We start from the raw sequence: 15,834 nt of genomic DNA, 5'->3' as shown, positions 1-15,834 counted from the left end.
GCTTTTGTGCGGTGAACCCCCTTTTCAAATCCACCCAGCTTCGCCAAGGTCATCCGATGAAACTCTTGCGCACCTTTGCTGCCCGTATCGTGGGCCACGCCATCCGCATTTTTGCCCGCGCGATCACTGCCGTGCGGGCCGACTGGCAAGGGATTGAACCGGTGCCACGGCAGCGGGTCTATTATTCCAATCATACCAGCAATGCAGATATGCCGATGATCTGGTCGGTGCTGCCTGCCGCGTTGCGCCGGACCGTGCGCCCGGTGGCGGCGGCGGATTATTGGCTGAAAAACCCGCTGCGCGCCTTTGTGGGGCCCGAAGTATTCAACTGCGTGCTGGTGGACCGGCGCCCAGAAGTGAACGACAAACCGATGGACAAGATCCTTGCCGCGCTGGACGAAGGATCGTCGCTGATCATTTTCCCCGAAGGCAACCGCAATATGACAGAAGACCCTTTGCTGCCGTTCAAGGCGGGGCTTTATAATATGGGGGTCGCGCGGCCTGATGTTGATCTGGTGCCCACATGGGTCGCCAATCTGAACACGATCATGCCCAAGGGCGAGGTGATCCCCCTGCCCCTGATCTGCACCGTGACGTTTGGCGCGCCGATCCATGTGGCCGAGGGCGAAAGCAAGGATGCGTTCCTGAAACGCGCATCAGATGCGCTGGTCGCGCTGGCGCCGCAGGTGCAGTCATGAGCAATACGACGAGTGACATTCTACTGCTGGCACTGGGCAGTTTCGGCATTTTGCTTGCGATGACGTTTCTGGGTGAGGTGCTGCGCGCGCGCCAGCCCGCAGACACGCTGAACCCGGTTCTGGATACATATATGACCCGCGTGCAAAGCTGGTGGGGGATGGTGACGTTCATCGGGCTGGCGTTGATCAGTGGCAAGGTCGGGGTGATGGTGTTGTTTGCCTTTGCGTCCTTTGCGGCGCTGCGCGAATTCCTGACGCTGACGACCAAGGCACAGGCAGACCATATTTCGCTGGCGCTGGCGTTTTTCGTGGTGCTGCCGCTGCAATATGTCTTTATCGCGCTGGGCTGGGACGGGCTTTATACCGTGTTCATCCCGGTTTACGCATTTTTGTTACTGCCCATCGTGTCGGCGCTGCGTGGAAATGCAAACCGTTTCCTGATCCGCGTCGCAGAGACCCAATGGGCGCTGATGATCTCTGTCTTTTGCCTGAGCCATGTGCCCGCCCTGATGGCGATGCAGATCGCGGGATATGGCGACCGTGCGGTCCTGCTGATCGCCTTTTTGGTGATGGTGGTGCAGTTGGGCGATCTGCTGGAGTATTTCCTTGGACGCCGGATTGGCCGGACCAAAATCGCCCCCGGCCTGTCGCCCAAGACATGGGAAGGGCTGGTTTGCGGTGTGGTCAGCGCGATGCTGATCGGTGCGCTGCTGAACTGGATCACGCCGTTCGGGGTGTTTGGAGCCATGGCGATGGCCGGCGCTGCGTCGCTGGTGGGGATGTTTGGCAATATCGTTTTTGCCGCGATCAAACGTGACCGCGGCGTCAAGGATTGGTCGCATCTGATCCCCGGTCAGGGCGGTTTTGTCGATCAGCTTGATAGTGTTATTTTCGCGGCACCGATTTTTTACCATCTGACAAAATACTTTTACGGCTAGGGCCGTTTGGTGGTGAATTGGGTGACTTTGGACAGGTTCTTGGCCAGTAATGTCGCGATGCCGCCAACCCCATGCGTGCGGATCGCGCGGTAATCTTCACGGTTTTTGCGCAGTATTTGGGCAAATGTGCGGTTGCTGGCCCCACCGATCCGCATGCGCACCATGACCTGTGGGATATAGCCCAGCCGCACATGGCCTTGCGTCAAAAAGCGCAGCATGCCGTCATAGTCACCCGAAATCCGGTAGCTCGTGTCGTAAAGCCCTGCCTGTTCAAACACCGCGCGGCGCAGATATAGCGTGGGATGCGGCGGCATCCATCCGCGCCGCAACCGGTGCTGCGCATAGGGTCCGGCCCGCCAATGGCGAATGACCTTGGTGCTGTCCGCGCGGGCGACATATTGCAGGTCGCCGTAGACACCGTCGATCCGGGGGTTCTCAAGCGCGGCGGCGACCTGCGCAAGAATGTCATCGCCCGCCAGATAATCGTCAGCGTGCAAAAGCCCGATGACATCGCCGGTGGTGCGCGAAATCCCTGCGTTGATTGCATCATAGATACCTGTGTCGGGGGCCGAAATCAGTGCCATTTGCGGGTGGCCGTAGCGGGCAAGACAGGCCAGCGTGCCATCGGTCGACCCGCCGTCTTGCACCACATGTTCGATGTCGGGGTGGGTTTGGGCGCGCAGGCTTTGCACGGCAGTTTCCAGCGTATCCCCCCCATTCATCACGGCTGTCACGACAGATATTTTCATGCAGCGGCCTTTGCGGTTTGGGATAGGTCAATGCCCAGCACATCGCGGATGGCGTCGATGGGATGTGCGCCGGTCGTGGCCATATGGCGGCGGACCCCGGCCAGTTTTGCATCAACAAGGTAGCGATACCAGAACCCCTGCAAGACGTGGAATGACCGCCCCTGCGCCCCATCAAGAAAGCCGAGCCGCAGCATGTAACGATAGAAGAAATACAGCCCCGCGCGCAGGCCTCCGGGCAGGCGGGCATAGAGGTGTTCCTTGATCCAGCGCTTGACCTGCGCCTGTGTGCCGCCTTGCAGGCGCGCGATGGTTTGTTGTGGCAGGAACCGGAATTCGTGGTTCAGCACGTCCACCGCTTCGCGGGTGGCATAGCTGTTGTGTTTGGCGATCCACCAATCCAGCGGATTCAGGTTATCGTCCACGATCGCGCCCGTCAGATCAGCAGTCGGGCCATCGGCGATGATATGTTCATCCATCCAGCGGTCTTCGCAGCGGCCCGCACCATTGCGAAACAAGCGCAGAACGCGGATCGGAAACAGGCCGCCGTAGCGCACCCGTTGCCCCAGAAAATGCATGTGCCGCCCGACATAGATGCCTGCGACATCCGGCAGGCCCTGTGCGATTTGCGCGGCCAGCGTCGGTGTGACGATTTCATCGGCATCCAGCCGCATGATCCAGCCCGGTTCGCCTGCAATCTGATCCAGCGCCCAGTTGAACTGGGTGGCATAGTTGATCCAGCGGTGATGCAGCACGCGCGCGCCGGCATCTTGGGCAAGGGTCACGGTGTTATCGGTCGAGCCGCTGTCGATGACCAGAACACGGTTCGCGATGCCCCTGACCGACGCGACAGCGCGCCCGATGTGCAGGGCTTCGTTTTTGGTCAGGATGATCACGGTCAGATGGGTCATTGTGGGTCCCGTATCAGGAGAGGGTTGCCGATGCCGATCTTGCCCGGTGCCACGTCGTGCATCGCGACGGCGCGTGCGCCAAGGATGGCACCGGCCCCGATCCGCACACCCGGCCCGACAAATGCGTCGGCGCAGACCCACGCGTCATCGTCGATGACGATGGGCCGCTTGCGCAGGGGGCGTGCGGGGTCGTGATGGTCGTGGCTGCCGGTGCAAAGATGCGCGTTTTGCGAAACCGTCGCCCGCGCGCCGATGCTGATCTGGCCCAGCGCATAAAGGATCGCACGGTCCCCGACCGCCGCCTGATCCCCAAGGCAGAGGTTCCACGGCATGGTGACACGCACCGTCGGATGGATATGGACCCCCTGCCCGACCTGCGCCCCAAACGCGCGCAAAAGCCAGATACGCCAGACCCACAGCGGGCGCGGGCTGAGCCGGAACAGCGGCTGACACAGCCACCACAGAACCCGGCCAGCCTGCGTGCGGCGGCCATAGTTACGGTGTTGCCGGTTCGCGCTGATATCAAGCTGGGCCGTCATGCGGGCACGCCCCGGACATCGCGTTGCAGCATGCTGTGGTACAGTGCGGCAAAGGCTGTGGCCATTGCCACCGGCGCGAAATCCCGGATCATCCAATCGCGCCCGCGCGCGCCCATGGCGGGCAAATCTGCCGTCAGCAGTGACGCGATTTCGCAGGCCAACGACGTGGTTTGCAGATCAATGCAGCGCCCGCAGCCGTGATGGTCAAGCGCGTGCCACGGCGTGCCTGTGGTGGTCAGGACGGGCAGGCCGTGGGCCAATGCCTCGGCCACGGCGATGCCGAAGTTTTCCGAATGGCTGGGCAGCACGAACAGATCGGCTTGGGCAAAGGCGGCGATCTTGGCGCTGCCATCCACATGACCATGCAGGCGGATACGATGGCCATAGGCCGCCGCGCGCTGATGCAATTGCGCACTATAGCCGGGGTCGCCCGTGCCGTAGATATCAAGCGTCACATCACCCGAAAGCTGGGCCATGGCATCAATCAGCCGCGCGAGACCCTTTTTGGGATGAAGGCGCCCAAGGCACAGCAGGCGCGTGGCGGCGCCGTGCCGTATCGGGCGCGGGGCAAGCGGGGGAATATCAACGCAATTGGGGATCAGGGCCGTGGGCATGTCCGTCAGGTTGGTTTTGCTGGCGGCCTCTTCGGCGGCAGATGTGACGTGCAGAACATTGCTGCCGTGACGCAGCAAGTTGGCCGCCTTCTCAAACAGGTGCTTGGTGCGTTGGCGCGGAGCATCGGCCCATTGCGCAGTGGCCTGCAATGCGCCGCGCGGCGACCACACCACGGGCCGCCCCAATGCGCGGGCCAGTGCAAGCGTGGGCAGGGTCGGGGCGTTATACGTCGCGGTCAAATGGACAATATCGGCCCATGCAATCGCGCCCGGAAGCCGCGCCAGCAGGCCCGGCGCGATACTGTGCCCCGCGATACGCCGGGCATAGTGCACGCCGTAGGGCAATGCGACCGGCGTCACCCTGTCATGTCTGTCTGGGCTGGCTGCGTCGGTCGTCAGCACCCGCAGCATGATGTCGCCGCGCGCGGCAATGCCGTCGCAGATCGCCTTGGTCGAGAAAATCGGCCCGCCCCAATAGGTCGCGGGAAAAAAGTTGGGGGTGACGTGCAGGACCTTCATGCGGCGACCTGCGTGCGGTCGGACGATGCACCCAGCACGCGCGCCGGATTTCCCGCCACGATCGCCCCGGCAGGCACGTCGCGCACCACAATCGCACCGGCCCCGATAACAGCGCCGCATCCGATATGCCGACATTGCGGCAAGATCACCGCGCGCATCCCGATCCAGACGTTTTCACCGATGATTTTAGGGACCATGCCGGGTGTCGCGCGCGGGTCCAACCCGTGGTCATGGGTGTAGATCACGGCGTCCTGGGAAATCAGCGTTCCGGCACCGATGGTCAGCCCGCCGGTCGTATCAAGATGAACGTTGCGGTTGATCTGCACCCCGTCCCCGATGATGAGAGGCTGGCCGCGCACTTCGGCAGAGGCGTGACAGCCCGACCAGACATAGCAATCCGCACCGATACTGACGATGGCAGGGTCCGCAAAGCGGACGCCGGGCTGAAAGCGGCTGCCTGCGCCAACCGATCCAAGCGTGGCACGGTGCAGCGCCGTTGCGCCGCGCAGACCGATCCGGCGGTGCATGGCGGCTGTGGCCCGCAGGCCCCAATAGATGGCTTTAAGCAACATTGAGATGGCTCCTTGTGGGGTCGGCGGGGGACAGCCAGACCGCGTAGCGGGTGACAAAGACGGCGATCATCAGGGCGATCAGCACGCATTGCGCCACTGCACCGACGATAAAGGCGCTGAACGACGATTGCAGGGTCGCCTGAATGAACGGGTAGAACAGGATCGGGTAGAGCAGGAATGCGCCGTAGCGGAGGCATGCAAAAGGCGAGAAAAGCAGCGCCTCGGCCTTGCGATACAGCCAGCCCAGCGCAAAGCCGACGCCGACGCCAGCCCAGGCAAAGTTGATGAATGCCTCGCCCGGGCCGGTGACGTTAAACGCGCCCCCGGTGTAGACCTGCATCACGTCGCGTTTGAAAAAGACACCCAGATCAATCGCCGGCTTGTCGGGCCAGATCGTGCGCGGCACCCAGCCGAACGTCCACCAGGCATAGCTTTCGCCCAGCATCAGCATCTGTGGCTCGACCCGGTCCGTGACCATCACAGCCGCGTTGAAATCCAGAAAATAGGTCGATCCGACGATCTGCCGCAGCAACGCAGACAGCGTTCCCGCCTGCCCCAGCCGCAACTGCGTCATATAGACGGAAAGGGCGATGATCACGGCGGCAGACAGGCAAAGCCACAGGCCCGTTGCCGGGCTGAGCCGCCCACCGAGGATCAGATGTGTCGCCAGCGCAAAGATCGACATCTCGATCAGCTCGAACCTGTCACCCGAGATCAGGGCGATTCCCAGCAGCAAGACCGCCAACGCAACGGCCTGCATCAGCGACACCCGCGACCGGGTCACGAGGCCATGCGCGAGCAACAGCACAAAGGCGAACTTGGGTACGATAAAGAACGTCTTGAGCCCGGCCAATGTGCTGCCCACGCCATTTGCATTGACGTTGATCTGCTTGGCCGTATTGACCCCGGCCAGCAGGTTCAGATCAAGCGCTGCGCCGCGTGCCCGCAGGATCACCAGCGCGGTTGCGGTCGCCACCGCAAAGGCCAACCAAAACAACGGCCATCGCCGGGTGATCCCACCCGCAACCTTCCGCGCGGCCATGATGCTGTCGGTGCGGCAAGCGGGTGCGCAAGCGACCCGGTATCCCAGACACATCAGCAGGATAAACACTGCAAGATACAGCGCACCCAGCATGTCGCCCCACGGGTTATCGACATAACGGCGATAGAACGCCAGATTGGGGATTGCGGCATAGACCACCGCCTTGATCAGAAAACCGAACAGACAAAAATAGCTGAGCAGGTGCATCGGAGACAGCAGAGGTGCGATGCCGTGACGCTGCCCAAGCCAGAACGGCACAGCCGTGCAGATGGCGGCCAGCGCGATGATCAGGGCAGCTTCCATGTTTGCCCCCGTTGCGCACGCCAAAGAGCTGCACCAGAGGTGTCGATTGCCAGTCGCGCCCAGAGCAAGGCCCAGAGCAGCAGGCCTCCGCTGGCGATGCCGCTGACATATGCGGCGGCATTGCCAAGCGCCGACAGGGTGCTGCCCGACCAAACGACCATCCCCAGATACGTGAAAAGGCCAAGCAACCTTGCGCCAAAGGCAAAGCGTTCAAATCCGCACAGCGTCGCGACGGTCATGCCCGAGGCCAGAAAGACCTGGATCACGGCACCGCACAGCAGGACCAATGCGACGCTGCGCGCCTCCACGCTCCAGGTTTGTCCGGCGAACGGGGCGACCCAAGGCAGCAACAGCAGCGCCGCCAGAAAAAGCACGGCACCCGGCAGCAGGGCGATCCGGCTGCCGGCGGCGCTGGCCTGTCGCAACGCGGTGCGATCCTGCATGCCGAACGCAGCCGAGATCGGAACCGCGCTGACCCAGGTTGCCACACTGACCGGCAGCGCAACCAGATTGGCCACCCGGCGCAGCAGCGCATAAAGTCCGATTTGATCAGCCCGCAAAATGCTGCCGCCAACGATGATGTCAACCTGCGCCGCCGCCATCCCAAGCACAGCCGTGCCCCACAGGCCGTATCGGATCGCGCCGCCATCACCGCCCGGTTGGATCAACGCGCCGATGGCTGGCCGCCGCAAGCAGATCACCAGCAGCAAGGTCGCAGCGCCGCCCATGATCACAGCCGCCCCGGCCATGATGCCGCCTGCCGCCGGTCCCCACAGGACAGCCGCCGCACCCAAGGCCAACTGCGGCAGACCATCGCGCAGCAGCATCGACAGCTGCACACTGCCCAGCCCGCGCATGATGCTGGCCACGCATGTGGCCGCATTCACCGCAAGGCCTGCAAGCATCACTGCAACCCATGGCACATCGGGCACCGCACGCGGTAACACCAGCAGCGCCACGGCGGCCAGCCCAGCAGGGTAAAGCGCGATTTGCCGCCATAGCCCGCCTGCCGTAACGCCGCCGCCATCCGTCAGGATGCGCAACAACAGCAGCGGGGCGCCGACCGACACCACCGTGCCCGCGACCATCGCCAACCCCCACAAAACGGCAATCTGACCAAAGGCATCAAGCCCCAACCAAACGGCCAGCGCCATCATGACGGCAAAGTTGCCGCCGACGATCCCCACACGGCCCAACAGGGTGCGGACCGCGCATCCGCTTGTCAGTCGCCCGATGAATGATCCGATCATGATTCCGCCCGCTTGTCCGCTGCGGCGTTAACCAAACCGCGCTGGGGTTCAGTGGTCATTCATCTGAATTAATTTAAGGTTAACCTGGATGTGATGAATTGCTTGAAAAGCAAGGTAATCGGGCATCATGGCAACACTTATCGCAGACACATCGCTAAAAATTCAGCGGATTGAGCCGCTGGATATCATGGGCCTGTTGTGGGTCGTCTGGCACGGCAAGCTGATCATCGGTGCCAGCATCGCGCTGGCACTGTTTGCTGCGGGATACTATGCCTTTGCCATGGCCCAGCCCAAGTTTGCGGCCACCGCCACGCTGGAAATTGACGCGGCATCGGGGCCGGTTTTCGATATCGAGCAGGTGGCGGCGGGCATTGCGACCGATCAGACCAGCATCAACACCCAAGTCGCCATTCTACAATCCAAACATTTGATGACCCAGGTCGTCAACACGCTTGATCTGACCCGCGACGCGGAATTCAATCGCTATTTGGTGCCGGTCGCCCCGCTGTCCGTCATCGGCCTGCGGACCCGGTTGCGCGACCTGCTGAGCGGGCAGATAGCAGCGGTGCCGGACAAGGCTGCGGTGCTGGAAAAAACCGTCGAAAATCTGACGGTTGCGATACGTGCAGGCACCAGCCGGGACACTTATATTTTCAACATCACCGCGACGACCGGGACACCGGACAAATCAGCGCTGATCGCCAATACGCTGGCGCAGGTCTATCTGGCCGATCAGGTGGCGGGAAAACATGCCGCGACGGAAACTGCCGTGACGTGGTTGTCCGAGCGAGTTTACGCACTGCAATTGCAGCTGGAAAGCAAAGAAACCGCCGTCAATAACCTGATCGCCACGGCGCGGGTACACGATGATGTCGTGCTGGACGCGCTGAGCCGGCAAGCGGTGGAAACCCAAGAGCGGCTGAACGCCACGCAGGACGATCTACAGGCGGCGCAGGCCCAACTGCGGCGGTTGGACAGCCAAACCGAGGTCGTGGCGGCCACGGATCGCCCGCAACGGCGCGACCGGCTGACGGCGGAGGTCCAGCGTTATGGCAATCAGGTGGCGGCGCTGCGTGTCTTTCAAACCAGTTTGAACACGCAACTGGCCGATCAATCCGCCGGATTGGTCCAGTTGCAACAGCTGCGCCGCGAATCCGATGCGACCCGCGTGATTTATGAAACCTTTCTTGCCCGACTACAGCAAACCAGCATCCAGCGCGGGTTGCAGAACCCCGACAGTCGGGTGCTGGCCGCGGCGAGCGTCGGGAAATATGTGGCCCCGCGCAAGATGCTGATCCTTGCGATAGCGGGCCTGCTGGGGGGGCTGGCCGGTGTGGCGCTGGTCCTGACGCGGCAGGCGTTGCGCCGCGGCTTTTCCGATGCCACGACACTGACAGATGCCACGGGACATAGGGTAATCGCGCAGATTCCGCGCATTGCGCGGCACGGCCGGGGGCAATTGTTGGGGTATCTGCGCGCCAAACCCACGTCGGCCACAGCCGAGGGGATGCGCAACCTGCGCACGTCGCTATTGTTGGCCGATCAAGGCAGGCCGCCGCAGATCATACTGTCCACCTCCAGCGTCCCCGGCGAGGGCAAAACCACGCAATCCATCGCCTTGGCGCTGAACCTTGCGGGCTTGGGCAAATCCGTGATCCTGATAGAGGCGGACCTGCGGCAAGGGGCCTTTCGTCACTATTTTGATTTTGCGCAAAATGATGGTCAGGGGTTGAACAGTGTCATCGGCGGGCGAGCGCCCTTGGCGCAGGCGGTCGTGCACGACGCAGGCCTTGGCGCGGATGTTCTGTGCGCGGGGACGGCAGGGGATAATCCCGCAGACCTGTTTTCAGGTGCGGCATTTGCGGCGCTGCTTGCGCAGCTCCGCCAAAGCTATGATTTTATCGTGCTGGATGCCCCGCCGGTGCTGCCGGTGCCCGATGCACGGCTGCTGGCGCAATACGCCGACGCGGTGCTTTACACGGTGCAATGGGAGAAAACGCCGGCTGACCTTGTGTGTGCTGGTTTGCGCGAGCTGGATAGCATCAATGCCGCGCGCATCGGGTTGGTGCTGTCGCAGATCGACGGCATACGCATGCGACAGTACGGGCGTACGTATTTCGCCAATTACGGGCAGGCCTATTATCAGAACTAGCGCCTGATCCGCTCAATTTCGAGCGCGCCCACACCCGCCGACACCCACTGCCGCGACCACCAAAGCGTTCCGTCGGGGCCAATGTGGTAGGTGTTCTCGAATGAATCGCGCGTCTGACACCGTTCGACAAAAACCTTGACCGGGATGCCGTTTGCCGGATGCCGTTGCCGGCCCTGCGCGGTCATCACGCAGGTCTGGGGCACGACAATGGTTTGCGCATCGCCCGAGAGGTAGGTGACCAGACGGGTATAGCGGAGCGGGCCACCGCGCAGCGCGGCAGAGGTTCCACCGATATCAGCAGACATCAGGTCAAATCCCAGTCCACGGCTGGCAATGACCAGCCCATTCTGCGTCGCGATCTGCACCCCGTCGCGAGTCTGCCATGTGCGCACACCCCCATTCTGACCAACCGGCACCAAGGTCGCTGCAACCCGTCGCGTCGGTGCGACGACAAAAATCATCGGCGCCCGCAATTGCGCGACTTGTTCGGGCGTCAGCATCGCGCGCATCACGTCCGGGTCGGGTGCTGTCGCACAGCTGCACAGCATAAAAACAAGACAAAGCCATCTCATCGCCAGAAACTTCCCCATGTGTCGGTCACGGCCTGCGGCGTCAACGGTTGGGTCAGCGCATACAACCGCCCGTCAATATCCACGCGGGCGCCGCCATCGCGCGTTACCGGACGGATCGTGCGGGCAATCACGTCGCGGCGGGGTTGCCCGCTGATCCACGAAAGCGGGACAGTCACCATCAACCCCTTGTCAAAGGAACCTTCGCCGAAGTCCGCAAACGACACATCCGTGAAAGTCGCAAAGGCCCCCAGTGACCAGCCGTTCCGAAACTGGCGCGCGAGTGTCAGCGTTGCGCCCCAATCGCCCGCCAAATAGTGCCCGGCATCCAGTTGTGCCTGATATCCCTGCCCTATCTGCCAATAGACCGAGGCGTGGCCGCTGGTGATGGCGCCCTCAAAAAACCCAAGGCCGCCGCCATAGTCGCGCTGCCAAAGCTGATTGACCTCGACGCCAAAGGCCAGATCACGGCCTGCCGGACGCCACAGGATTTCGCCCGAAATCCCGCCATACATCGTTTCGAACAAACCTGCGGTCAGCCGCGTTGCGATGGTCGCGGATGGCTGGCCGTACCATGCCAGCGTCAGGTCCATGATATCAGCATCGCCTTCGCGGTCATAACGGGCGAAATCACTGCGGACGTGCGGCAAGACCGAGGTTGATACACGGGTTGCATCGGCCAGATTGCCGATCAGCCGCTGATGCAATGTAGCCGACGCAACCAGCCCCGGCGCGGGTTCCCAACGGGCATCAAGCGCCATGCCGAAATCAGCGCGCAGCGGGTTGTCGGGGTCAAACAGGTTTGGGGTCAGATAGGGGCCGATACCCCACGAAAACGTCGGGAAGCGGGTTGCAATAACGGGCGGTGGCGAGGGTTCTAGGGCAATGTCGGCGACCGCTGCGATGATATCACTGCCGTGCAAGGCATACTCTGCCAGTTCCAGATCGGCGCGGCGGAGCGTAATCGGCGGGCCATGCAGCCCATTTTCCACCAAGGTGATCGCAACCATGCTGACCCCAACTGGGATCATCCGGGTCAGCACGCGGGCGGCGCGGCCAACGGCCTGTGCGCTGGTCGTGTACCTGTTGTTTTCTACGGAAACGGCAAGCATGGCATCATCGGCGCGAAGCCCGTGCAGGGTCAGCCCCTCGGACTGTAGCGCGCGGGCAAGAGGGCCCACGTCAACCATGGAAGGCTGCCCGCCTGCGGACCGTGGGCGCACAGGCGCGGGCCCAAGATCAAAGCCGCTTGGGTACGGTGGGCGCATCGGGTTGACGACATAGGTCAGTTGCACCCCAAGTTCGGACCCATAAAGATACTGCCCCGACAGTCGCAATGAGGGCTGTGGGGCGTAGGTGACGCCGATATTGATCGGCACACGGCGATGAAACGCGGTGCCGTCTTCATAGGGATATGCGTCGGAGGAGTATTCCAGCGTCACCCCGAGGGCATCGGACGCCTGCCAGTGAAGCCCCCCGAACAGCGCCGCGTCGCCGCGAAAGAATGCATTGCGGGTCATCGTGCCGCCTTGGCCGAACACGCGCTCGGGTCGTTCGGAAAAGGCGGGGCCAAGTGGATTATGGAAACCGCCGATGCCCGCGAAGCGCCCCCAGCCAAGCCCCAGCGTTGCCGCCATATCTGGGCGCAGTGCCGTGGTCGCAACCAGATATTCACCACTGTAAATGCCGGTTCCCACGAAATCTGTAACGCCAATCGCCAGAGCCGGGCGGTGCGGACCTGCGTCCAAAAACCTGTAATGCAGCGCCAGACTGCGATCCAGAATAGTGTCGTAAAACACATCCTGCGGACCCAGAACATCGTCAAGATCGGCATAACGAAAGCTGGCGGACAGACGCGGCGAGGCCTGAAACGTCACCGTATTCCGGGTCTGTCCGGCAAAGCTGGACATAGAAAACGCCAGCTCTGCATCCGGGGCAGAGCTGGCGATAGGCATGTCGATCAGGCCCGGGGCACCATAGGCGTTATAGCGCAGCGGTGCCTCTTGCCCCGACAACGCCAGCGGCCAAAGCGCCATGATCAGCCAAACCGCTGCCTTTGCCCGCATATTCGCCCCACGCTTGCGCCCAATCCCGATCCGGGGCCTGCACGCCACCGGGCGCAGAGGCGGAAAGGAAACCCATCAGTCAATGCGCAGTACGTGGCGGCTGAAAAAGCCCAGCACGTCACCCGCGCCAAGCACCAACCCACCAGCGGCACCACCTTTGACATAGGCTTTGGCTTTCCAATCAAGGCTGCCGCTCGCAGAAGCGGCATCGAGATTTGGCCGCAGAAAGGTGTCAAATTGGTTAACAAGATTGCCAAAAACCGGCAACGGCCCAGCTTCGTGACCATATCGCAGGGTCGCCCCGTCAAAAGTGGCGGAAATCCCGATCTGGCGCGCGCCAGGGTAGTCAAGACTGACACCCGAGGCACCCGCATAATCGGCAAGGCTCACCGATGTCGCATCCGCGACCGCCACGGTATCGACAACCGTATTTGCAGCTTCGCCATCCCAACGGACCATCGGCACCATCCCGGCATAAAGCCAGTCAAAACTGGCTTGCACAGCAGTGCCGGTAACCGTCACCTCGTGGCGCACCGCACCCGGCGTGACGGTCCGGGTCAGTTGGCAATCGGCGATAGCACCGCCCGTTTCGTGCTGCCATATCGTCGCTTCAGTCACCCCGATCTGCGCACCAAGGCTTAGCCCGTTGCCGGTCACATCGGGAACCCACGGGTTGCCGTCCAATGTGATGATGCGTGATTGCACGACCTCATTGCCATGGGTCTGGCCACCCAATTCCGTCGCGGCACCATCCACGATACAGCGCGCGGCATATTCGCGTTCTGACGCATAATCCATTGAGACAAAACGCGGATAGGTGCTCCGGTTATCGGCACGCCAGTCCAGCGCGCCATCAGAGCCGATACCGCCGGTATGGCCGGGCGGGGTGGCGCCGCTCGTGCCATCGGCACGGGCGGCGTAATAGATCCCACCATATTGCACCTCGTCACCAGTTTGGTAGGCTGTGCCCGGCTGCCACATCGAGGGCAGAATGCGCGGATCCGACAAAGCACCTGAAATCGCCAGGGCCTCAATCATGATTGCATTTCCACCGGGGGACGCCGCGCCCCCGCTGCGCAGGGTGATGTCGTGGCTACCCAGCAGTCCACTGGCCACCTTGACCGATTGCCGCCGCTGCAAATCAATCGCGGCATACGTTGAAAACGCTTTGAAACCGAGCTCTGCGGGATCGTCAATTTCATTCACCAGCGTCTGTGCGCCGTCAATCTCGACCCGGCAATAACCGCCGCCGGTGCGCCCGGTGAAATGTACCCACAGATCGTAGGTGGCGGCACGATCAACCGTCACGGTCACGGTGGCCGTCAACGATGCGGTGCTGACCGCGCGGTTACCCGTATAACTGCCCGACAGGCCAGACCCGGACGATTGCAACTGCGACCATGCCCCGGCCAGCGTAAAGTCACCAACGGGATATATATTGCGCAACTCCATCACCAGCGTCTCGCGCCACGACAGGCGGGTGCCGGCATTGCTGTTATCAAGGCGTAAACAGGCCGCATAGTGCGGAGCAATCTCGGTCCAGACAGACACGCTGCCCCCAGCCCCCGCTGCCAAGGCGACCGACTGTCCGCCACCTGCTGAAAAGAACGCGGCCAGCGGATTCGGCTGTGTGCGTTTCATGTGACCGGGGGAAAGCTCCAGACCGATCACCTTAGTACCACGCTACAAGCTGGGCAGTGGTACCTGTCGCCATGACCCGGACCGGGCGGATGCTGAGCACCGCACCCGCAGCGACATCATAGCTGATTACGACGCCATCTTTGTCCTGCAGTGCGGCAGTGCCGGCAACATTCACGAACAATGCGCGCGGGCGGACCGGCAAATCAACGCCATCGGACGGAATGACGGCATAGTGCGAGACGGCAGGCGAGGTCAGGTTCACATAATCGGAATCAAAAGGATCAGGCATCGGGCTCTCCATATTCAGGTTGAATATCCTGACTATCGGCCCGAACTTACCAATAACTTGGAGCAGCGCGCGCAGGGTCCCGGCCATGCAACACGCCGCTGGATATGGTCTGCCAACCGCTTAGGCACCACGCCGCGTCAGCACGACCACGACGGTTCGCCAGGTGATCCACAGATCAAAGCGCAAACACGCGTTGGCAATATAGTGCAGATCAGCTGCCACTTTGCGCTGAACCCCATCCAGACCGTCAACATAGCCAATTTCCGTTTGCGCCAGCCCGCTGATCCCCGGTTTGATTTGGTGGCGGTCGCGGTAGCCGGGCACCTCGCGCAGGTACACACGGGCATGATCATAGCTGTCCGGGCGAGGGCCGATCAGGCTCATCTCGCCGCGCAGCACATTGATAATCTGTGGCAGCTCATCAATCCGTGTCTTGCGCATGAAATGGCCAAGGCCGGTAATCCTGTCAGTCTCAAGCGGGTCAAACGCACCGCGTACCGCATGCGTCGATTGTGACATCGTACGAAATTTAAAGGCTGCAAATGGCGCGCAGTGAAATCCCATCCGGTCCTGCACAAACAAAAGCGGCCCGCGATTTAAGAATGGGTTGCACATGACCAACAACACCGCAGCCAACGCAAGCGGCACGAGCAGGCAAAGCCCACCCGCGATATCAAAAGCACGTTTTAAAAGATAAGGCTGAAATATGCGCGTATCGGGGTCAAAAGAAAGCGCCCCAAACGCCCTGTCGTCGACCTCGCAGAGGTCATTTTGATAATCAAACATGCCTGCAACTCGCTTTGGAAAAGTTAACCGCTCTGCAGTCGCGTTCCGCTCTGCACAGTTAACAAATCTCAAACAATGCCATTAATGGGTGATTAACGTCGGCAATAAATTAAATGAAATTTTACAAAAATTATCACTTTTCCGACCACATTTCATAATGACGCAAATAATGGCACGCGCCACCTTGCGGACAGATTTC

General features: G+C 61.7%; 15 protein-coding genes. 3 read left to right on the top strand and 12 right to left on the bottom strand.

What is annotated here, in order from left to right; all coding sequences use genetic code 11:
- Nucleotides 1-56: 56 nt before the first annotated feature.
- Together QZ196_RS11810 and QZ196_RS11805 are read left to right on the top strand one after the other, a co-directional pair.
- Nucleotides 57-698, top strand: coding sequence for a lysophospholipid acyltransferase family protein (locus QZ196_RS11810; RefSeq protein WP_296426649.1), 642 nt, complete (start codon nucleotides 57-59; stop codon nucleotides 696-698).
- Nucleotides 695-1,636 carry a phosphatidate cytidylyltransferase gene (locus QZ196_RS11805; RefSeq protein ID WP_296426647.1) on the top strand — a complete coding sequence of 314 codons (942 nt, stop codon included), beginning with the start codon at nucleotides 695-697 and terminating at the stop codon, nucleotides 1,634-1,636. The genes QZ196_RS11810 and QZ196_RS11805 overlap by 4 nt, the downstream gene beginning before the upstream one ends.
- Here QZ196_RS11805 and QZ196_RS11800 read toward each other — a convergent pair.
- From QZ196_RS11800 to QZ196_RS11770, 7 genes are read right to left on the bottom strand one after another with little or no spacing between them, the layout of a single operon-like run.
- Nucleotides 1,633-2,385 (bottom strand): glycosyltransferase family 2 protein, encoded by a 753-nt coding sequence (locus QZ196_RS11800; RefSeq protein ID WP_296426646.1) that lies wholly within the window; start codon nucleotides 2,383-2,385, stop codon nucleotides 1,633-1,635. The genes QZ196_RS11805 and QZ196_RS11800 overlap by 4 nt on opposite strands.
- The gene (locus tag QZ196_RS11795) at nucleotides 2,382-3,293 is read right to left on the bottom strand and encodes a glycosyltransferase family 2 protein (RefSeq protein WP_296426643.1); all 912 of its coding nucleotides are present in this window, start codon (nucleotides 3,291-3,293) and stop codon (nucleotides 2,382-2,384) included. Before QZ196_RS11795 ends, QZ196_RS11800 begins: the two co-directional genes overlap by 4 nt.
- Nucleotides 3,290-3,832 (bottom strand): acetyltransferase, encoded by a 543-nt coding sequence (locus QZ196_RS11790; protein ID WP_296426641.1) that lies wholly within the window; start codon nucleotides 3,830-3,832, stop codon nucleotides 3,290-3,292. Before QZ196_RS11790 ends, QZ196_RS11795 begins: the two co-directional genes overlap by 4 nt.
- Nucleotides 3,829-4,965: a glycosyltransferase gene (locus QZ196_RS11785; RefSeq protein ID WP_296426639.1), complete on the bottom strand. Its 1,137-nt coding sequence runs from the start codon at nucleotides 4,963-4,965 to the stop codon at nucleotides 3,829-3,831. Before QZ196_RS11785 ends, QZ196_RS11790 begins: the two co-directional genes overlap by 4 nt.
- On the bottom strand, nucleotides 4,962-5,537 hold the full coding sequence (locus tag QZ196_RS11780; RefSeq protein ID WP_366510974.1) for an acyltransferase: 576 nt from the start codon (nucleotides 5,535-5,537) through the stop codon (nucleotides 4,962-4,964). Before QZ196_RS11780 ends, QZ196_RS11785 begins: the two co-directional genes overlap by 4 nt.
- A complete protein-coding gene (locus QZ196_RS11775) occupies nucleotides 5,527-6,882 on the bottom strand; it encodes an oligosaccharide repeat unit polymerase (RefSeq protein WP_296426637.1) in 1,356 nt (451 codons plus the stop codon). Before QZ196_RS11775 ends, QZ196_RS11780 begins: the two co-directional genes overlap by 11 nt.
- Nucleotides 6,867-8,132: a hypothetical protein gene (locus QZ196_RS11770; RefSeq protein ID WP_296426635.1), complete on the bottom strand. Its 1,266-nt coding sequence runs from the start codon at nucleotides 8,130-8,132 to the stop codon at nucleotides 6,867-6,869. The genes QZ196_RS11775 and QZ196_RS11770 overlap by 16 nt, the downstream gene beginning before the upstream one ends.
- A gap of 127 nt (nucleotides 8,133-8,259) precedes the next feature.
- Here QZ196_RS11770 and QZ196_RS11765 point away from each other — a divergent pair, with 127 nt between their 5' ends.
- Nucleotides 8,260-10,284, top strand: coding sequence for a GNVR domain-containing protein (locus QZ196_RS11765; RefSeq protein ID WP_296426634.1), 2,025 nt, complete (start codon nucleotides 8,260-8,262; stop codon nucleotides 10,282-10,284).
- Here the strand turns inward: QZ196_RS11765 and QZ196_RS11760 are convergent.
- The 5 genes from QZ196_RS11760 to QZ196_RS11740 all read right to left on the bottom strand — a co-directional run bounded on the left by QZ196_RS11760 (nucleotide 10,281) and on the right by QZ196_RS11740 (nucleotide 15,635).
- Nucleotides 10,281-10,832, bottom strand: a complete 552-nt coding sequence (locus QZ196_RS11760; protein WP_296426631.1) for a YjbF family lipoprotein — start codon at nucleotides 10,830-10,832, stop codon at nucleotides 10,281-10,283. The genes QZ196_RS11765 and QZ196_RS11760 overlap by 4 nt on opposite strands.
- A gap of 20 nt (nucleotides 10,833-10,852) precedes the next feature.
- A complete protein-coding gene (locus QZ196_RS11755) occupies nucleotides 10,853-12,919 on the bottom strand; it encodes a YjbH domain-containing protein (RefSeq protein WP_296426629.1) in 2,067 nt (688 codons plus the stop codon).
- A gap of 75 nt (nucleotides 12,920-12,994) precedes the next feature.
- Nucleotides 12,995-14,560 carry a hypothetical protein gene (locus QZ196_RS11750; RefSeq protein ID WP_296426627.1) on the bottom strand — a complete coding sequence of 522 codons (1,566 nt, stop codon included), beginning with the start codon at nucleotides 14,558-14,560 and terminating at the stop codon, nucleotides 12,995-12,997.
- A gap of 31 nt (nucleotides 14,561-14,591) precedes the next feature.
- The gene (locus QZ196_RS11745; protein ID WP_296426625.1) at nucleotides 14,592-14,849 is read right to left on the bottom strand and encodes a hypothetical protein; all 258 of its coding nucleotides are present in this window, start codon (nucleotides 14,847-14,849) and stop codon (nucleotides 14,592-14,594) included.
- 120 nt (nucleotides 14,850-14,969) lie between these two features.
- Nucleotides 14,970-15,635: a sugar transferase gene (locus tag QZ196_RS11740; protein ID WP_296426623.1), complete on the bottom strand. Its 666-nt coding sequence runs from the start codon at nucleotides 15,633-15,635 to the stop codon at nucleotides 14,970-14,972.
- Nucleotides 15,636-15,834 lie beyond the last annotated feature (199 nt).

This window comes from Yoonia sp., assembly GCF_017854565.1.
Taxonomy (GTDB): Bacteria; Pseudomonadota; Alphaproteobacteria; order Rhodobacterales; family Rhodobacteraceae; genus Yoonia.
Note: the sequence above shows the minus strand (reverse complement) of the source record. Positions and strands in the feature narration are given on the sequence as shown.